This window comes from Amycolatopsis saalfeldensis (assembly GCF_900110575.1).
In the GTDB taxonomy this organism is placed as follows: Bacteria; Actinomycetota; Actinomycetes; order Mycobacteriales; family Pseudonocardiaceae; genus Amycolatopsis; species Amycolatopsis saalfeldensis.
The window spans coordinates 191,562-207,708 of record NZ_FOEF01000001.1; the positions used below are offsets into that span (position 1 = coordinate 191,562).

Consider the following 16,147-nt stretch of genomic DNA (forward strand, 5'->3'; position numbering starts at 1 on the left):
GTCCAGCCGGTGATCTAGGGTGACCGCATGACCCCGACCTTCGTGCTCGTCCACGGCTCCTACGGCAACGGCCAGTACTACGCCCCGCTGCAGCGTGAGCTGGCGCTGCTCGGCCACCGTTCGCTGGCCGTCGACCTGCCCGGGCACGGGAACGGCGGCGGGTTCTCGGCGGCGTACCAGACACAGGACCTGGCGGCCTTCGCCGAGGAGCCGTCGCCGCTCGCCGGCGTCACGCACGCCGACGGGGTCGCGCACGTGATCGACGTCGTCCGGCGGGCCCACGAGCACGGGCCGGTGGTGCTGGTCGGCCACAGCCGCGGCGGGCTCGTGCTGACGAGTGTCGCGAACGCGGTGCCGGAGCTGCTGGAACGGGTCGTGTACGTGTCGGCTTGGTGCTGCGTGGCCAGCACATCAGGTGGGTACGCGAGCGGTCCCGAGTACGCGTCGAGCGCGCTGATGGACGTCGAGGGCCTGGTGGTCGGGGACCCGGCGAAGCTCGGCGCGTTGCGGATGAACTGGCGGACCACCGACCCGGCGCTGCTGGCCACGCTGAAGCGCGCGCTGCTCGCCGACGGCACGGACAACGAGTTCTACGCCTTCCTCGCCACCCTCGAACCGGACGAGAACCTCGACGCGGGCACTGACCGCGCCGAGGCGGACACCTGGGGCCGCGTGCCGCACAGCTACGTGCGGCTGACCGGCGACCTGAGCGTCCCGCTCGCCCTGCAGGACCGGTTCATCAAGGAGGCCGACGCGCTCACCCCCGGCCGCCCGTTCGACGTGTTTTCCCTGGACAGCAGCCACCTGCGCGCACTGGTGCGGCCGTCGGAGCTGGCGGGGATCCTGGCCGGGCGCCTCACACCCCGGTCGACGAGCCCGGCCGGATGATCATCAGCACGGTCACCACGGCCCACAGCAGGTTGAACACCCCGGTGACCATGCCCAGCCGGGCCGCGAGACGGCGGGTGTCGACAGCGGTCGCGACGCCGCCACCAGGCTCGGCTTCGGGCTCGGCGAGCGCCGCGCGCTGCCCGGGCAGGACCAGCAGCGCCAGCACGGCCGCCGCGACGGCCGTCAGCCCGATGGACACCAGCACCCAGGTGTCACCGGTGACGTGCATGGTGCCCGCGACGGCGAACCCGAACAGCGGCACCGCGATGCCCACCCACGCGTACACCCGGCAGATGCGGTAAAGCAGCCGCAGCGTGCCGGTGTCGCCGCGCTTGAGGGCGGCGGGGAACATGCTGGCGGCCACGGCCACGGGCCCGACGGCGAGAATCGCCGCCAGCACGTGGATCGACAGGAAGACTTTGCTCACGAACGAGCACGCTAGCCCCGCCGCCGGCCCGCCCGGAACCGGCTCGTCCGCCTCGTTCCGCCGGATTCTCGCCACCAGCCCGGAAAACGTCCGATCAGGACTCGCCGGGTACTCGGACGGCGGAGAAGACCAGCTCCCGGCGGAGCCGGAACCCGAGCGTCTCGTACAGGCGGATGGCATGGACGTTGGACGCCGCCGCATGCAGGAACGGCGTCTCGCCCCGGTCCCGGATCCCGGCGCCGACCGCGCGCACGAGCCGGGCGGCCAGCCCGCGCCCGCGGAAGGCCGGATCGGTGCACACGGCACTGATTTCGGTCCATCCGGGCGGATGCAGCCGTTCCCCGGCCATGGCGACGAGCGCGCCCTCATACCGGAGGCCCAGGTAGGCGCCCAGCAGGACCGTCCGCGCCAGGAACGGCCCGGGCTGGGTCTTGGCGACGAGTTCGAGCATCTCCGGCACGTCGGCCTCGCCCAGCCGCGCGACGGTGAACTCCCCGGCGGTCAACGCCTCGGTCACCAGGCCGGAGCCGTCCATCTGGACGCCCGGTATGTCCTGCAGCCGGGTCCACCCTTCCGGCGGCGCCGCCGGCCCCCCGACGGTCACCACCGTCGCGCCGGGCCCGGCCAGATCGGCGATGTCCTGCCAGAGGTGCTCGTCCGGGGCGTCGGGGACGGCGAGGAACGGGCTGACGTCCACGGGATACCGCAGCACCTGGCCCTTCTGCTCGGCGAAGTCCGCGTGTGGCCCCGTGAGGGCCGCCCACACCGGGTTGTCCAGCGGCGACGAACTCATCCTGCCTGCCATTCCGTGCTCGGGGATCCCGATCCAGGATGCGTTCGGCGCGGGGCCCGCCGCCACCGGATCCCACCTGGTGGGCCCCACCGCTCGTGAGTGTTCAGGACGGTTCTAAGCGTCGTGAACACTCACGAGCTTTACGGTCCGGGCCCGCTCCGCCTCGTCACCGACCGGGCTGATCACCAGCTCGGTGACGCCGGCGTCGCCGAACCGCCGCAGCTCGGCGGCCACCTCCTCTTCGGACCCGGCCACCACCGTGTCCTCCAGGCCGGACTTCCCTTGTGCCGCAAGCACTCGCCGATAGCTGGCGAACGCGCCGGCCCCGCTGAACCGCGCCGCGATGTCCTCGCGGACGCGGCCGGGATCGGCGGTCACGCCGGCCATCACCGTCGCCACCACGCGAGGCGAGGGCCGTCCCGCCCGGCGCGCGGCCTCGGTCACCTTCGGCACGATGTCGTCGCCCAGCAGATCGGCGCCGGTCCACACGGTCACCGTGCCGTCCGCCAGCTCGCCGGCCAGGCGCAGCATCACCGGCCCGAGCGCGGACACCAGCACCGACGGCGCCTCGGCCCCCGGCACGTCGACCGTCCCGGTGGCGGCCAGCGTCTCCCCGCGGAAGTCGACGGTTTCGCCCCGCAGCAACGGTTGCAGCACCTGCAGGTACTCGCGGACGTGCCGCGCCGGGCGGTCGTAGGACAGGCCGTACTGGCCTTCGATGATCTCCCGGTGGCTCGGCCCGATCCCCAGCGTCAGCCGCCCGCCGACGGCCGCCTGCACGGTCAGCGCCTGGCCGGCCAGCGCGAGCGGATGGCTCGCGAAGGTGCGCACCACCGCCGTCCCGAGGCCGATCCGCGGCACGCGCTGCCCGATCAGCCCCGCGACCGTGAGCGCGTCCCACGAAGTCAGCTGCGGCAGGAACACACTGTCCAGCCCCGAACGCTCGGCCACCGCAGCCTCCTCGACCACGGCCTCGAGCCCCTGCGGACGAGCGGAGTAGAGCCCGATCTTCACGACTGCCCCCAAACGGAATCCTGAATTCACCTTGTGTCGCCGACCCTACCCTAAGCTGAAGCAGAGATTCCGCTTTCTGGGAAGGGGCTGGTCATGCGGGCGGACGCGGTGCGCAACCGCGAACGGATCGTCACGAACGCCGTGCGGCTGTTCGCCGAGCGCGGGCCCGACGTGCAGATGTGCGAGATCGCGGCGGCCGCGGGCCTCGGCGTCGGCACGCTTTACCGGCACTTCCCCGACCGTCAGGCGCTCGCGCTGGAGATCGGCGTGAGCGCGCTGCGCGCGATGACGGAGTTCGCCGGCGCCGCCCGTGAACGCGAGGACTCGGCGTGGGGCGAACTGCACGCGATCGTGCGGCACTGCGCGACTTTGCCGCTCGCGCTGGCGAAGTCGCTGTCGGAACTGGTACCGGAGGAGGCTGGGCTGGCCGAGCTGGAACGCTCCGTCGACGACCTCCTGGCCGACCTCGTCGAGCGGGCCCAGAAAGAGGGCACGCTGCGGAAGGACGTCCCGCCGCGCGAGGTGGTGCGGCTGGTGAGCGTGGTGGTCTGCCGTCCGGGCGCGCGCGCCGACGACTACCTGACCGTCGTGATGCTCGACGGGCTCCGCGCGGATTGAGGACCACGGCTGTCCTGATGGCGGATTAGCTTGCGAGCACACCGTCGAAAGGAATCCCGATGAGCCGCGTCGACCGCAACCAGCCGCTCGGCACCCCCACCTGGATCGACCTGGCCGTGCCCGACCTGGAGCGCGCGCGGGAGTTCTACTGCCGCGTGTTCGGCTGGGAGTTCGACGGCGGTGACTGCCTGCTGCGCGGCCTCCCCGTCGCCGGGCTGCGGCAGGCCGACCAGAGCGGCCACGGCTGGGACGTCCACCTCGCCACGGAGGACGTCGACGCGAGTGCCGCGGCCGTCACCGCCGCCGGTGGGGTGCTGCTGGCCGAGCCGCACGAGGTCGCGGGACGGGGGCGGGCCGCGTTCGCGCTCGACCCCACCGGGGCGCGGTTCGGGCTGTGGCTGGGCCGGGGGTTCCCGGGGGCCAGGCTGGTGAACGAGCCGGACACCTTGGTGCGCAACGATTTGCTGACCCCCGCGGCGGCAAAGGCCCGCGACTTCTACTGCGCGGTCTTCGGCTTCACCCTCGACGGCAACAACGACCTGCCCGGCGCCGACTTCACGTTCCTGCGCCGCCCGGACGGCCACGAGGTCGGCGGCATCTTCGCCGCCCCGGGCGCCGAGGTTTCGGCCTGGGCCACCACCTTCGAGGTAGCCGACGCCGACGCGACAGTCGCGAAAGCCACCGCGGCGGGTGGCACGGCCCAGCCCGCCGAGCCCACGCCGTACGGCCGCATGGCGGCGATCACCGACCCGTTCGGCACCGAGTTCACCGCGATCGCCCGCAGCTGAGCCGACCGTCCACAGTGCACGCCCTGGTCCACCTCATTGCGGCCCGCGAAGAAGGTGACTAGACAGGTGCAGTGGAACTCGATGAGCTGACCGGCCTCCCGGACACCCGCCTGCAGGCCGCGACCGAGGCGGACGCGCCGGAGCTGCTGGTGCTGCAACGCTGCTGCTGGCTGCAAGAAGCACTGCTGAACGACACCCTGGAGATCCCCGCGCTGCACGAAAGCCTCGAAGACGTGCGTGCCTGGACGAGCACGTGGCGCGTCTGGACCGTGCGCCAGGGTCCCCGCCTGGTGGGCGCGGTCCGCGGCAAGCCCGACGGCGAAGACTGGGAAGTCGGCCGTCTGATGGTCGCACCGGACCTCGCGGGCCGCGGCCTGGGCCGGTTCCTGCTCGCCCACGTGGAGCACCAGGCCCCCGCCGAGCTACGCCGGTTCACCCTGTTCACCGGCGCCAAGAGCACCCGCAACATCTCGATGTACGAGCGGGCGGGCTACCGCCTCGTCGACCAGCCCGGGCCGGTGGCGGGGCATATCGCGCACGCGGTGTTCCTGGTCAAGCAACGCGCCTGACCCCGCGCCGGTGCCGCCCGAACGCGGGGTGTTCCTGGTGAAACAGCGGACCCGAGCCCGGCAATGCCGCCAGCACGCGCGGTGTTTCCGGCGAACCAGCGCGCCTAGGCTCGGCCAGGGCCGCCCACACGCGCCGCGCACCCGGAGAAGCAACGCCGGCGAGCCAGGCAAAGCCGCCAGACGCGCGGTGTTTCCGGCGAAGCAACGCGCCCGACCCCGCGCCGCGTACCCGGTGAAGCACTGCCGGCGACTCAGCCAGTGTGCAAGTGGGCGGCCAGCCGGCTGCGCAGGCCGCCCACGTCGCCGAGGGGGATGGCGAAGGTGTGGACCGGGCGGTAGCCCGCGGTGTTGTTCCAGCGGCCGCAGGGGCCGGCGACGTAGAGGAAGCCGTCGGAGGGGTCGGTGTGGGGCATGGACCAGATCTGCTCGCTGCCGCGGCCCGCGCCGGAGCGGCGGGCGCGCCAGAACTGCGGCGTCGCCATCACGGCGCCGAGGGCGGTGACGAGCCCGGGCACGTCGGTCTCGGGCAGGCCGAGGCCGCGGCCCGGCCACACGCGGGGCAGCGCGTCGGCGGGAGCGCCGGGCAGTGGCGCGCACGCGAAGGCCACCTCGGCGTCCCCGACCTCGGGCGCCCAGTGCCGCAGCGGCCCGGTCGCCGTGCTCGGCCGCATGATCCACTCCCTTCCGCGAAAGTGCGGCGAGTGAACCACGAAGCGGTCAAACCCGACTGGGCGATCACGGGTTCGTTCCTCAACGCCGACGCGTTCGACGTCGAAGTCTTCAACGCGGAGCCGGTTCACGCGAGCCGCGCCCGGCCCGGCGGCCTCCCGGCCCACCCGGCGGGGTGATGCCACCCGGTCTGCTAAAGCTCGTCGAACACCAGGACCGTGTGGGTCGAGAGCACGTCCGGCATCGACTGGAGCCGTTCGAAGACCAGGTCGCGCAGGCTGTCCGCGTCGCGCGTGCGGACGAACAGGATCAAGTCGTTGTCACCCGAGACGAGGCCGCCGTGCTCGATCTCGGAGATCTGCTTGAGCGCCGTGCGCACTGTGCGCCAGGAGTTCTGCGTGACCTTGAGGTAGACGTACGCCGAAAGGCCCTGCCCCATCCGGCGCGGGTCGGTGACCGCCGCGTACCCGGTGATCACGCCTTCGCGGTGCAGCCGCTCCACCCGGGTGTAGCAGCCCGCGCGCGAGATGTGCGCGCGTTCGGCCAGCGCGCGCATCGACGCCCGGCCGTCGGCCTTCAGCTCGGCGATCAGTTTCAGGTCGACTTCGTCGAGCACCGCCGCCATTCGTCCACCCGACTCGGGCATCCGCACCCCTCTCGACACCATAGATCCAGCAGATCCCAGCTCAACGAGCCATTGTTCCACACTTGATCGTGATCTCTGGATAGCTGATCGCCCGAGAGCGAGGATTCGCCTTAACCGTCTTCACGTCGAATCGTCGGATCGGAGCTGCCGGTGACCACCACGGAACGTGCCGCCGCCTCGCACCTGCTGCCCAGCGCGGAGCCGCTCGCGCTCATCGCCGCCGACGGCAGCCCAGTGCCCGATCCCGCGCTGGAGCTGCCCGACGGTGAGGTGCTGCTGCGGCTGTACCGCGGCATGGTCGCGGGCCGCCGCTTCGACACGCAGGCCACGGCGCTGACGAAGCAGGGCCGGCTGGCCGTCTACCCGTCGGCGCGCGGGCAGGAGGCCGCCGAGATCGGCGGGATCCTCGCGCTGCGCCCGCAGGACTGGCTCTTTCCCACCTATCGCGACTCGATGGCCGTGGTCGCCCGCGGCGTCGACCCGGTCGAGGTGCTGACGCTGCTGCGCGGCGACTGGCACTGCGGCTACGACCCGTACCGCGCCAACGTCGCACCGCAGTGCACGCCGCTGGCCACGAACACCCTGCACGCCGTCGGTTTCGCGCACGCCGCGCGGATCAAGGGCGAGGACTCCGTGTCGCTCGTCCTGCTCGGCGACGGCGCGACCAGCGAGGGCGACACCCACGAGGCGCTCAACTTCGCGGCCGTCTGGCAGGCGCCGGTGGTCTTCCTGGTGCAGAACAACGGGTACGCCATCAGCGTCCCGCTCGCGAAGCAGACCGCGGCGCCTTCGTTGGCACACAAGGGAATCGGCTACGGCATGCCCTCGGTGCTGGTGGACGGGAACGACGCCGCCGCCGTGCACGCCGTGGTGGAGCAGGCCGTCGCCCGCGCCGCCGCCGGCGAAGGCCCGACGCTGATCGAAGCCGTCACCTACCGCGTGGAATCGCACACCAACGCCGACGACGCCACCCGCTACCGCGACCGCGCCGAGGTCGAACAGTGGCTGGCCCGCGACCCGATCGCCCGGCTGAAGCAGTACCTGACCGACCGCGGGCTGCTCGACGACGCGCGTCAGCAGGAAATCGACGCCCGCGCCGAGGCCGAGGCGGCCACGCTGCGCGAGCGGATGAACGTCGACACCGAACTCGACCCGGCGGAGCTGTTCCGCCACGTCTACGCCGAGCCGACCGCCGCCCTGCGGCAGCAGGCCGCCGAGCTGACCGCCGAACTCACCACCGGGGACCAGGCATGACCACGTTCGCCGAGGCACCGTCGGCTTCGGACACCTTGACCATGGCGGGCGCGCTCAACCGCGCGCTGGCCGACGCGCTGACCGAGGACGAGCGAGTGCTCGTGTTCGGTGAGGACGTCGGCACGCTCGGCGGCGTCTTCCGCGTCACCGACGGGCTCGCCGCCCGCTTCGGCGAGGCCCGCGTGTTCGACACGCCGCTGGCCGAGGCCGGCATCGTCGGCACGGCCATCGGCATGGCCATGAACGGCCTGCGCCCGGTCGTGGAGATGCAGTTCGACGCCTTCGCCTACCCCGCGTTCGAGCAGATCACCAGCCACCTGGCGAAGCTGCGCAACCGCACGCACGGCCGGGTCGAGCTGCCCATCGTGATCCGGATCCCCTACGGCGGCGGCATCGGCGGCGTCGAGCACCACTGCGACTCCTCCGAGGTCTACTACACCCACACGGCCGGCCTGCGCGTCGTCACGCCTTCCTCACCCAGCGACGCGTATGCGTTGCTGCGCCAGGCAATCGACAGCCCGGACCCGGTGATCTTCCTGGAGCCGAAGCGCCGGTACTGGGAGAAGGAGACCGCGCGGCTGGACCACCGCGGCTCGACGCTGGACCGCGCCGAAGTGCGCCGGCCGGGCACCGACCTCACGCTGATCTCTTACGGCGGCGCGCTCGGCACCACGCTGGAAGCCGCCGCGGCCGCGCAAGAAGAGGGCTACAGCGCCGAAGTGATCGACCTGCGCAGCCTCTCCCCGTTCGACCTCGACACCGTCGCCGCGTCCGTGCGCCGCACCGGCCGCGCCGTCGTGGTGCATGAGGCGAGCCGGTTCTGCGGTTACGGCGCGGAGGTCGCCGCGCAGCTGTCCGAGACCTGCTTCCACTATCTGGAGGCGCCGGTGCTGCGCGTCGCGGGCTTCGATATTCCTTATCCCGCACCGAATCTGGAGCAGCACCACCTGCCGGGGGTCGACCGGATCCTGGACGCGATCGAACGCTTGCAGTGGGACGACAGCGCCCCGGCGGGGGGTGCGTGATGGCCGTCTTCAAGCTGCCGGACCTCGGCGAGGGATTGACCGAGGCCGAGATCGTCGCGTGGCACGTGGCAGTGGGCGACACCGTGACCGTGGATCAGACGGTGGTGGAGGTCGAGACGGCCAAGGCCAGCGTCGAGGTCCCGGTGCCGTTCGCCGGGCGCGTGGCGACGCTGCACGGCGCGGCGGGTGACACGCTCGCCGTCGGCACTCCGCTGATCACCGTGGAAGAGGGCGCGTTCGTCGAGCCCGGAGTGGTGACACCGGCCCCGTCGGAAGGCAGCGGAAACGTGCTGATCGGCTACGGCACCGGCACCACGCGGGCCCGGCGGATGCGGCGCCCGCGCGGCGCGGCCCGACCCGCCGTGCACGCCGCGCCGAAGTCCGCCCAGGACCGGATCCGCGTGGTCTCCCCGCTCGTGCGGCGGCTGGCGAAGGAGTCCGGTGTGGACATCCGCACGCTGACCGGCTCGGGCACCGGCGGGCTGATCAGCCGGGCCGACGTCGAGCGGGCGGCCGCGGCCCCGGCCACCGCGCCGGTCGCCGTCGCGGACACCGGTGAATACCGGATCCCGTTGCGGGGCATCCGAAAGACCGTCGCCGACAAGCTCACCCGCTCACGCCGCGAGATCCCCGAGGCGACGGTGTGGGTCGACGTGGACGCGACCCCGTTGCTGGAACTGCGCGCCGCCCTGAACGCCGACCCCTCGGCGCCGAAGGTCAGCCTGCTGGCGTTGCTGTCCCGCTTCGCGCTGGCCGGCCTGCGCCGTTTCCCGGAGCTGAACTCGCGCATCGAGGGTGACGAGATCGTGGTCCCGTCGGCGGTCCAGCTGGGCTTCGCCGCGCAGACCGACCGCGGCCTGGTCGTGCCGGTGGTGCCGGACGCGCACGCGCTGACCGTCGAGGAGCTGTCCGCGGCGCTGGCCGAGCGGACCGAGCGCGCGCGGGCGGGCAAGCTGGCGCCGGCCGAGCTGACCGGCGGCAGCTTCACCATCAACAACTACGGCGTCTTCGGCGTCGACGGTTCCGCCGCGATCATCAACCACCCCGAGGTGGCGATCCTGGGCATCGGCCGGATCATCGACCGGCCGTGGATCGTCGAGGGCCAGGTGGTGCCGCGCAAGATCACGGAGCTGACGCTGGCCTTCGACCACCGCGCCTGCGACGGCGGCACGGCGGGCGGCTTCCTGCGCTTCGTCGCCGACTGCGTCGAATCGCCGCTGCGCCTGCTGCGGAACGTCTAGCTCACCGGGTCATTCAACGCCGAGCATGACCTCGGTGGACTTCACCAGCGCGGTGACCGGCTTGCCCACCTCGAGTTCGAGTTCCTCGGCGGCGTCCTTGGTGATCGAGGCGACCACGGACTGGCCGCCCTCGAGCTGCACGGTCACGATGGTCATCACCGAGCCGGGCTTGACGGCCGAGACGGTGCCGGTGAGCTGGTTGCGAGTAGACAGGCGCATGTGGACAGTCCTTGACGCTGGGAGGGGCAGAACACCGTGACGGTAAACGGCTTTCGCACCCGGTATCGGCCCCGCCGCGACCGCGTGACGACGGCTGCGTCGATAGTCACGCCTCTGGCACCGCACCTGCGCACGGATCGGCACCGGCGACCGGCACCCGCGAATCGCTGTGACTTTCGACGCCCCGGGCGAGTCCGGCTCAGCCGCGCACGGCCCGGCCCGGCAGCGCGTCCGGCACGATCTCGCCGTCGCGGACGACCGGGACGCCGTTGACCAGGACGTGCGGGATGCCGAGCGAAGGCCGGGTGCCGTCCGCGTAGGACGCCTGGTCGGTGACGCGCTCGGGGTCGAACACCACGATGTCGGCGTCGCTCCCCTTGCGCAGGCGGCCCTTGCGCCGCATCGCGGGCACCACCTCATCGAGCACCTGCGCGGGCACGAGCGAGCAGCGCGCGATCGCCTCGGACAGCGTGAGCTTCCCCGTCTCGCGGTAGAGGCGGCGCAATGCCCTGGCGAAAGTGCCCGCTCCACGCGGGTGGCCGAGCGCGCCGGGCGGCAGCGGCCAGGCCAGCGGGTCGGGCCTCGCGCCGGTCCAGGTCAGCGGCATGGCGTCGCTGGCCACGGCGGCGTCCTCGAACAGCAGTGCGCGGTCCAGGTGCGCGCGGTCGGCCGGATCGTCCTCGTCGAGGAAGTGCAGCAGCGTCAGCGCGCCGGGGTCGGCCTTGCGGACCTCGGCCAGCCGGGCGGCGTCGGCGATCCGTTCGCCGGTGGCGACCAGCACCAGCGTGTCGGTGCGGATCCCTTGGCGCGCAAGGTTTTCCGGCGACAGGAAGGCCGCGCCGATCGCGGTCGAGCCGGCGCCGTACGGGTAGGCCTCGGTGGTCACCATCGCGCCTTCGAGACGGCAGCGCTCCACCAGCCCCAGCACGCGGTCGATCTGGCGGGCCGAGGTGCTGTTCACGTGGCAGTAGTGCATGTGCGCGCCGGTCTGCCCCGCGACGCGGACGATCTCCTCGGCGCCGTCGACCGGGACGTCCGGGTCCGCTTCGACCAGCGGGCGCGCATGCGTGTAAGTCGGCAGCCCGGCCTGCGCCGCCAGCTCGGCGACGGCCAGGTATTCCGAGGGATCGAGGTGCGGCGCGTACCCGGCGAGCACGCCGATGCCCAGCGCCCCGGCGGCGAGATCGGCCGAAAGGTGCTCGAAGATCGCCGCCCGCTGCTTCGGCGAGGCGTCCACCTGCCAGGCCGGGTTGCCCAAGTGCGTGATCACGGTGTTCGCGGGCCCGTCGAGCGGCGCGCCCGCGAGCACGGCCATGCGCGCGAGCGCCCACGACGTCGAATAGCCGTAGTTCAGCGGACGGCCTTCCGCGGCCGCGTTCGCGTACGCGCGGGCGACCGGGGTGATGCCTGCTTCGAGCTCGAGCGCTGTGGTGACACCGTCCAACGCCTGAAGCCGCTGCTCGGGAATGGCCTGGCCGTGACTGTGCAGGTCGACGAACCCGGGGCAGACCACCAGCCCGGTCGCGTCGATCCGCCGCGCGCCCGCCAGCGGTGTGACCGACACCGCGCCCACGGTGCCGTCACTGATGCCGACATCCGCGACGGCGTCGAAGCCGCTCTCCGGGTCGATCACCCGGCCGCCACTGATCACCAGGGGGAAACTGTCCGACGAACTGGTCACGATCGCTCCTGCGACGGGGACTCCGGCATGTCCAACGTAGGGGTGATCAGCCGGGCTGGACAAGGGAAAGTTTCGGCCCCTCCGGAGCCGGGTAGCCGCCGAGTACGGACTACCGGAGGGATTTGACGATGAACGACAAAATGGAGAACAAGGCCGAAGAGCTGAAGGGCCGTGCCAAGGAGGCCGTCGGCGACGCCACGGACAACGAGCAGTGGCAGGCCGAAGGCAAGGCCGAGCAGGGCAAGAGCCACCTCAAGCAGGCGGCCGACAAGGTCAAGGACGCCGTCAAGGGTGTCAAGGACTGACCTTCACCGAGACCGCGGAGCCCCGGGGCCCAGCGCTGGGTCCCGGGGCTCGTTTGTCCGTTCTCGCTAAATTTGCGCAACACGCACTGTTTGCGTGATACGCACGTTGGGGTTACCGTGGCGCCTTGCCGGATCGACCCCGCTTCGCCCAGGACCTCGCGGGCGCGGGCGAGCAGGTCCCGGATCCACAGTGGATCGAAGGCACCCGGCTGATGCTGGCCGAGCCCGCGCTGCAAGGGGAATTCCTCAAGGCCTACGCCGCCACCGACCTCTACCCCGTGCTGCTCGCCATCACCGACGACGACGTCCCGGTCACCCTTCGTCGATCGGCGGGCCGGGTCTGAACCTGGGGCTCGCCGGCGGCCGTCGCCGCTCCGTGGCAGGACCGCGTCGACACGATCACCACCACGGCCACCGGCGAAGCGCCGACCGCCCTGCTGATCCGGCCGGACGGTTACGTCGCTTGGGCGTCGGCGCGCCGTCGGAGATCAGCTCCGCAGACGCGTGACGGCGAGGCTCATCTTGGCCCCCGACGGAAGGCGGCCGTCCTCGGTCAGCAACTCTCGGGTCGAGGCCTCGAACGCGACGCGCAGCTCGGCCAGTTGCGCGTCGTCCAATGTGGACACCGGATAGTAGGTTTCGCAGCAGCGGTGCCAGACCTCCTCGGCCGGACCGCCGAGGTCGAGCACCAGCGTGTCCCACGAGACCGGCTCGAAACCGGCCGGCGCCAGCAGTTCGTCGAGGCCGTCACGGCGGCGGGTCCGGGGATCGCCCGCCTTCGGCAGCTGCCGCTCCTTCGGCACCGCGTCGAACATCGGCCGGGCAAGGGAAAGGAACACCTCCGCCGCGTCCGCCGGGCCCGCCCCGACGGCGACCGCGAAGGTGCCGCCGGGCGCCAGCACTCGCGCGGCCTCCGCGGCGATCACCGGCACATCCGCCATCAGCATCAACGCCATGTGCGACACGACGGCGTCGAACGAACCGTCCTCGAACGGCAGCTCCTGCGCGCGACCCTGGCGCAGGTCGGCTCCGGCCAGCGCCGGACGACGCCGGGCCGCGTCCAGCTCGCCCGAGGAGAGGTCGATGCCCGCGAGGACTTCGGCGCCGCGGCCGGCCAGGATCTCCAGCAGCACACCGTCACCGCAGCCGAGGTCGAGCACCCGCCGCGCCCCGGCGACCCGGTCGGCCAGCACGTCGTAGCTCTTCCGGCCGTCGCCGACGACCTGCCCGGAAAGCCCCAGCGTGGAATTGGCGTCCGGGTTGCGGTCGTGGTAGCGGCGCAGGAAGTCCTCGGCGGATGCACTCATGCCCCGAACGTAGCGCCTGGTAGATGTGGGGACATGGAAAACGGCGAGGCGGTGCTGCTGGGCATCGACGTCGGCACGACCGCGGTCAAGGTCGCGGCGTTCACGGCGAGCGGACGCCCCGCCGGCGCGCACTCGGTGGCCTACCCGATCACCCGGCCCCGGCCGGGCTGGGCCGAGCAGGACCCGGAGGACTGGTGGCGCGGCTGCGTGACGGCGCTGCGGGCCGTCCTTTCCGGACTCCCGCCCGGGGCCGTCCGCGCGGCGGGCATCGTCAGCCAGGTCAACACCCACCTGCTCGCCGACGCCGGGCTGAACCCGCTGACCCCGGCCGTGATCTGGCAGGACCAGCGGTGCGCCGGCCTCGCGCGGGAACTCGACGCGCGGTTCACCGACGACGACAAGACCCGCATCTGGGGCGGCCCGGTGGCGTTGGACGCGTCGTTCGCCGGCGCCCGCGCCGCGTGGTTCGCCCGCGAGGAGCCGGAGTTGTGGGCCCGGGCGCGCTGGCTGTTGAGCCCCAAGGACTTCATCGGCGCGCGGCTCACCGGGCGCGTCGCCACGGACAAGCTTTCCGGCGTCCGGATCGCCGGCGCCGACGGTTACCTGCCCGAGGCCGTCGCACTCGTCGACGGCCTGGCCGAGCGGCTGCCGGAGCTCCTCGAACCCGAGACCCCGCTGGGCCCTTCGCCGCAGCTGGGCGGCGCGCCCGTGGTGGTCGGCACCATGGACGCGTTCGGCTCGGTGTTCGGCACCCGCACCACCTCGCCCGGCCGGGGCATGATCTCGTGCGGCACCTCGCTGGTGGTCGCCGGCGCGTCACGCCAGGGTGCGGCGGTGCGCGGGCTGGTCCGGTTTCCGCCGCGCGACGGGCTTTTCGTCCACGCCGGGCCGACGCAGGCCGCCGGCGACGCGGTGCGGTGGTGGGGCCGGGTCTCCGGCCAGAGCGTCGAAGGAGTGTTCGCCTCGGCCGCCGACAGCGCACCGGGGGTGGTCTTCACGCCGTACCTGCAAGGCGAACGGGCGCCGCTGTGGGACGCCGACGTGCGCGGCAGCTTCCTCGGGCTCGGCTCGGGCACCAGCCGCGCGGACCTCTCGCGCGCCGTGCTGACCGGGGTCGCCTGCTCCGCGCGGCACGTGCTGGAGGCGGTGGACGAGGCCTGCGGCAGCCCGTTGCCGTCCCTCACCTTCTCCGGCGGCGGAGCGCGCAGCGACCTCTGGACGCAACTGCACGCGGACGTGCTCGGCCGCCCGCTCGAACGGCTGCGGGTCCGCGACAGCGGCGCGCTCGGCGCGGCCCTGCTGGGCGCTGTCGGCGCGGGCCTGTACCGCGACGTGGAAACGGCGGCCGACGCGATCGTCACCGTCGAGCGCGTCTTCGAACCGGCGACAGACCTGACCCCGCTGTACGAGGCGTACCGCGCTTCGTACAACGGCCTGGCGGAGGCCCACTCGCACCTCGCCACCTTCCGCGACGGCTGATGTAATGGCCGGATGACGAGGACGATCCGTTACGGCGACGAGCCAAGCCAGTTCGTCGAGGTGCACGGCGCCGAGCCCGTGCACGGCACGGCTTTCGTGCTGCACGGCGGTTTCTGGCGCGCCCGCCACGACCTGCACCAGCTCGACGCCCTGTGCGCCGACCTCGCCACAGCCGGCTGGCTCACGGTGAACATCGAGTACCGCCGCACCGAAGGCGACGGCGGCGCCTGGCCCCAGACCCTCGACGACGTCCTCGCCGCCATCGCCGCCGCCCGCGCCGATGCTGCGTCCGCTGGCGGCGTGTCCACCCCTGCCGGGCTCGCCGCAGCAGAGTCAGCCGCAGCCGGATCCACCTCGGCAGCGTCCACCGCAGCTGAGCCCGCCGCAGCCGAGCCCACCGCAGCGGATGCGACGCCGCCCGCCGCAGCAGGTGCGGCACTTCCCACCGTGGCGATCGGCCACTCCGCGGGCGGTCACCTGGCCCTGCTGGCCGCCGCGCGTGCGGGGCTGTCCGCGGCCGTCGGGCTCGCGCCGCTCACTGATCTGCCGCGCAGTTCCGCCGAAGGCCTTGGCGAGGGGGCGACGGACCTCTTCCTCACCGCCCCCGACCCCGAGGCGTCACCGCTGACCTGCCTCCCGCTGGGCCTGCCGCAGCTGATCGTCCACGGCGATGCCGACGTCCGCGTGCCGGTGGAGCACAGCCGCGCCTACGTCGCCGCCGCGCGGGCCGCGGGCGACCCGGTCGACTACCTCGAACTGCCGGGCCTGAGCCACTTCCAGGTCACCGATCTCGAGGGCGAGGCCTGGCCGCACGTCCGCGCCTGGCTGGCTAGTTCGACGTAGCGCCGGCCAGATCGGCGCGACAGTCGACGTTCCCGCCGGTCTGCTTCGCGACTTCCTGGTGCGCCAGCACGATCCGGCAGGTGACGATCCCGGACGCCGGCCGCACGCTCAGCGTCACCGGGCCCGAGCCCGCCGGCGAGCGCTTGATGATCACCGGCAGCTGCGTCGTCACCACTTCCGGCAGCTTCGAGCCGGGAAACTGGTAGGTCAGCTGCGCGGTTCCCTTGCCCTCCACCCGAAACTCGGCGTCGACGGTGGGCGGGGCCGCGCAGGCCGTGAGCCCCAGCGCCACGAGGCCCAGCAGGACGATCTTCCTCATGCCCGGAGTCTCGTCCCGCCGGCCCCACCGGCGCCTCGCCCGGACGGCCGGGACCGCTC

At 72.6% G+C, this 16,147-nt stretch carries 21 protein-coding genes and 1 pseudogene; 13 read left to right on the forward strand and 9 right to left on the reverse strand.

The genetic code is table 11. From position 1 onward, the window contains the following. Positions 1 to 27: 27 nt before the first annotated feature. On the forward strand, positions 28 to 888 hold the full coding sequence (locus BMY97_RS00710) for an alpha/beta hydrolase (protein WP_091610962.1): 861 nt from the start codon (positions 28 to 30) through the stop codon (positions 886 to 888). Here BMY97_RS00710 and BMY97_RS00715 read toward each other — a convergent pair. The 3 genes from BMY97_RS00715 to BMY97_RS00725 form a co-directional block, all read right to left on the reverse strand. Further along, positions 857 to 1,318, reverse strand: a complete 462-nt coding sequence (locus BMY97_RS00715) for a DUF2269 family protein (protein ID WP_091610964.1) — start codon at positions 1,316 to 1,318, stop codon at positions 857 to 859. The genes BMY97_RS00710 and BMY97_RS00715 overlap by 32 nt on opposite strands. Positions 1,319 to 1,412: 94 nt before the next feature. Beyond that, on the reverse strand, positions 1,413 to 2,111 hold the full coding sequence (locus tag BMY97_RS00720; protein ID WP_091610967.1) for a GNAT family N-acetyltransferase: 699 nt from the start codon (positions 2,109 to 2,111) through the stop codon (positions 1,413 to 1,415). A gap of 114 nt (positions 2,112 to 2,225) precedes the next feature. Then, positions 2,226 to 3,137 (reverse strand): TIGR03564 family F420-dependent LLM class oxidoreductase, encoded by a 912-nt coding sequence (locus BMY97_RS00725; RefSeq protein WP_218156648.1) that lies wholly within the window; start codon positions 3,135 to 3,137, stop codon positions 2,226 to 2,228. 81 nt (positions 3,138 to 3,218) lie between these two features. Here BMY97_RS00725 and BMY97_RS00730 point away from each other — a divergent pair, with 81 nt between their 5' ends. From BMY97_RS00730 to BMY97_RS00740, 3 genes are all read left to right on the forward strand, one after another. After that, on the forward strand, positions 3,219 to 3,743 hold the full coding sequence (locus tag BMY97_RS00730; protein ID WP_091610972.1) for a TetR/AcrR family transcriptional regulator: 525 nt from the start codon (positions 3,219 to 3,221) through the stop codon (positions 3,741 to 3,743). Positions 3,744 to 3,802: 59 nt separating this feature from the next. After that, positions 3,803 to 4,531: a VOC family protein gene (locus BMY97_RS00735; protein WP_091610975.1), complete on the forward strand. Its 729-nt coding sequence runs from the start codon at positions 3,803 to 3,805 to the stop codon at positions 4,529 to 4,531. Between the two features lie 71 nt (positions 4,532 to 4,602). Beyond that, on the forward strand, positions 4,603 to 5,100 hold the full coding sequence (locus BMY97_RS00740) for a GNAT family N-acetyltransferase (RefSeq protein WP_245787071.1): 498 nt from the start codon (positions 4,603 to 4,605) through the stop codon (positions 5,098 to 5,100). Positions 5,101 to 5,351: 251 nt separating this feature from the next. Here BMY97_RS00740 and BMY97_RS00745 read toward each other — a convergent pair whose 3' ends face one another. Beyond that, complete coding sequence (locus tag BMY97_RS00745) at positions 5,352 to 5,771, reverse strand: hypothetical protein (RefSeq protein ID WP_091610978.1); 420 nt, start codon at positions 5,769 to 5,771, stop codon at positions 5,352 to 5,354. A gap of 30 nt (positions 5,772 to 5,801) precedes the next feature. Here BMY97_RS00745 and BMY97_RS46780 point away from each other — a divergent pair, with 30 nt between their 5' ends. Then, positions 5,802 to 5,948, forward strand: a complete 147-nt coding sequence (locus BMY97_RS46780; RefSeq protein WP_177231119.1) for a hypothetical protein — start codon at positions 5,802 to 5,804, stop codon at positions 5,946 to 5,948. 14 nt (positions 5,949 to 5,962) lie between these two features. Here BMY97_RS46780 and BMY97_RS00750 read toward each other — a convergent pair whose 3' ends face one another. Beyond that, entirely contained in the window at positions 5,963 to 6,415 is a 453-nt protein-coding gene (locus BMY97_RS00750) for an Lrp/AsnC family transcriptional regulator (RefSeq protein WP_245787072.1), read from the reverse strand. A 150-nt stretch (positions 6,416 to 6,565) separates the two neighbouring features. On the opposite strand from BMY97_RS00750, the gene pdhA reads away from it, so the two are divergent. The 3 genes from pdhA to BMY97_RS00765 are packed head-to-tail and all read left to right on the forward strand — an operon-like array spanning position 6,566 to position 9,935. After that, positions 6,566 to 7,669 carry a pyruvate dehydrogenase (acetyl-transferring) E1 component subunit alpha gene (gene pdhA, locus BMY97_RS00755; protein WP_091610983.1) on the forward strand — a complete coding sequence of 368 codons (1,104 nt, stop codon included), beginning with the start codon at positions 6,566 to 6,568 and terminating at the stop codon, positions 7,667 to 7,669. Next, positions 7,666 to 8,694: an alpha-ketoacid dehydrogenase subunit beta gene (locus BMY97_RS00760; protein WP_245787073.1), complete on the forward strand. Its 1,029-nt coding sequence runs from the start codon at positions 7,666 to 7,668 to the stop codon at positions 8,692 to 8,694. Before pdhA ends, BMY97_RS00760 begins: the two co-directional genes overlap by 4 nt. After that, the gene (locus tag BMY97_RS00765; RefSeq protein WP_091610986.1) at positions 8,694 to 9,935 is read left to right on the forward strand and encodes a dihydrolipoamide acetyltransferase family protein; all 1,242 of its coding nucleotides are present in this window, start codon (positions 8,694 to 8,696) and stop codon (positions 9,933 to 9,935) included. Before BMY97_RS00760 ends, BMY97_RS00765 begins: the two co-directional genes overlap by 1 nt. 9 nt (positions 9,936 to 9,944) lie before the next feature. Here BMY97_RS00765 and BMY97_RS00770 read toward each other — a convergent pair whose 3' ends face one another. Together BMY97_RS00770 and BMY97_RS00775 are read right to left on the reverse strand one after the other, a co-directional pair. Continuing rightward, positions 9,945 to 10,154 (reverse strand): TOBE domain-containing protein, encoded by a 210-nt coding sequence (locus BMY97_RS00770; RefSeq protein WP_091610989.1) that lies wholly within the window; start codon positions 10,152 to 10,154, stop codon positions 9,945 to 9,947. A gap of 199 nt (positions 10,155 to 10,353) precedes the next feature. Beyond that, entirely contained in the window at positions 10,354 to 11,835 is a 1,482-nt protein-coding gene (locus BMY97_RS00775) for an amidohydrolase family protein (protein WP_091610992.1), read from the reverse strand. 128 nt (positions 11,836 to 11,963) lie between these two features. On the opposite strand from BMY97_RS00775, the gene BMY97_RS00780 reads away from it, so the two are divergent. From BMY97_RS00780 to BMY97_RS49455, 3 genes and pseudogenes are all read left to right on the forward strand, one after another. Further along, a complete protein-coding gene (locus BMY97_RS00780; RefSeq protein WP_091610994.1) occupies positions 11,964 to 12,140 on the forward strand; it encodes a CsbD family protein in 177 nt (58 codons plus the stop codon). Positions 12,141 to 12,265: 125 nt separating this feature from the next. After that, a complete protein-coding gene (locus BMY97_RS46785) occupies positions 12,266 to 12,484 on the forward strand; it encodes a hypothetical protein (protein WP_091610997.1) in 219 nt (72 codons plus the stop codon). Positions 12,485 to 12,508: 24 nt separating this feature from the next. Beyond that, positions 12,509 to 12,613, forward strand: a pseudogene (locus BMY97_RS49455) (aromatic-ring hydroxylase C-terminal domain-containing protein); the annotation flags it as partial. Positions 12,614 to 12,628: 15 nt separating this feature from the next. Here BMY97_RS49455 and BMY97_RS00790 read toward each other — a convergent pair. Then, positions 12,629 to 13,447: a class I SAM-dependent methyltransferase gene (locus tag BMY97_RS00790; RefSeq protein ID WP_091611000.1), complete on the reverse strand. Its 819-nt coding sequence runs from the start codon at positions 13,445 to 13,447 to the stop codon at positions 12,629 to 12,631. A gap of 33 nt (positions 13,448 to 13,480) precedes the next feature. Here BMY97_RS00790 and BMY97_RS00795 point away from each other — a divergent pair, with 33 nt between their 5' ends. Further along, entirely contained in the window at positions 13,481 to 14,926 is a 1,446-nt protein-coding gene (locus BMY97_RS00795; protein WP_091611004.1) for a xylulokinase, read from the forward strand. Between the two features lie 12 nt (positions 14,927 to 14,938). After that, positions 14,939 to 15,769 carry an alpha/beta hydrolase family protein gene (locus BMY97_RS00800; RefSeq protein WP_091611008.1) on the forward strand — a complete coding sequence of 277 codons (831 nt, stop codon included), beginning with the start codon at positions 14,939 to 14,941 and terminating at the stop codon, positions 15,767 to 15,769. On the opposite strand, the gene BMY97_RS00805 is transcribed toward BMY97_RS00800, so the two are convergent. After that, positions 15,756 to 16,088 carry a hypothetical protein gene (locus BMY97_RS00805; protein ID WP_091611011.1) on the reverse strand — a complete coding sequence of 111 codons (333 nt, stop codon included), beginning with the start codon at positions 16,086 to 16,088 and terminating at the stop codon, positions 15,756 to 15,758. The genes BMY97_RS00800 and BMY97_RS00805 overlap by 14 nt on opposite strands. Positions 16,089 to 16,147 lie beyond the last annotated feature (59 nt).

What these genes read in the sequence shown, in the direction of transcription:
- BMY97_RS00710 (WP_091610962.1), top strand. Translation starts at nt 28, where the DNA reads ATGACCCCGACCTTCGTGCTCGTCCACGGCTCCTACGGCAACGGCCAG.
- BMY97_RS00720 (WP_091610967.1), bottom strand. Translation starts at nt 2,111, where the DNA reads ATGAGTTCGTCGCCGCTGGACAACCCGGTGTGGGCGGCCCTCACGGGG.
- BMY97_RS00730 (WP_091610972.1), top strand. Translation starts at nt 3,219, where the DNA reads ATGCGGGCGGACGCGGTGCGCAACCGCGAACGGATCGTCACGAACGCC.
- BMY97_RS00735 (WP_091610975.1), top strand. Translation starts at nt 3,803, where the DNA reads ATGAGCCGCGTCGACCGCAACCAGCCGCTCGGCACCCCCACCTGGATC.
- BMY97_RS00745 (WP_091610978.1), bottom strand. Translation starts at nt 5,771, where the DNA reads ATGCGGCCGAGCACGGCGACCGGGCCGCTGCGGCACTGGGCGCCCGAG.
- BMY97_RS00750 (WP_245787072.1), bottom strand. Translation starts at nt 6,415, where the DNA reads ATGCCCGAGTCGGGTGGACGAATGGCGGCGGTGCTCGACGAAGTCGAC.
- BMY97_RS00760 (WP_245787073.1), top strand. Translation starts at nt 7,666, where the DNA reads ATGACCACGTTCGCCGAGGCACCGTCGGCTTCGGACACCTTGACCATG.
- BMY97_RS00765 (WP_091610986.1), top strand. Translation starts at nt 8,694, where the DNA reads ATGGCCGTCTTCAAGCTGCCGGACCTCGGCGAGGGATTGACCGAGGCC.
- BMY97_RS00770 (WP_091610989.1), bottom strand. Translation starts at nt 10,154, where the DNA reads ATGCGCCTGTCTACTCGCAACCAGCTCACCGGCACCGTCTCGGCCGTC.
- BMY97_RS00780 (WP_091610994.1), top strand. Translation starts at nt 11,964, where the DNA reads ATGAACGACAAAATGGAGAACAAGGCCGAAGAGCTGAAGGGCCGTGCC.
- BMY97_RS00790 (WP_091611000.1), bottom strand. Translation starts at nt 13,447, where the DNA reads ATGAGTGCATCCGCCGAGGACTTCCTGCGCCGCTACCACGACCGCAAC.
- BMY97_RS00795 (WP_091611004.1), top strand. Translation starts at nt 13,481, where the DNA reads ATGGAAAACGGCGAGGCGGTGCTGCTGGGCATCGACGTCGGCACGACC.
- BMY97_RS00800 (WP_091611008.1), top strand. Translation starts at nt 14,939, where the DNA reads ATGACGAGGACGATCCGTTACGGCGACGAGCCAAGCCAGTTCGTCGAG.
- BMY97_RS00805 (WP_091611011.1), bottom strand. Translation starts at nt 16,088, where the DNA reads ATGAGGAAGATCGTCCTGCTGGGCCTCGTGGCGCTGGGGCTCACGGCC.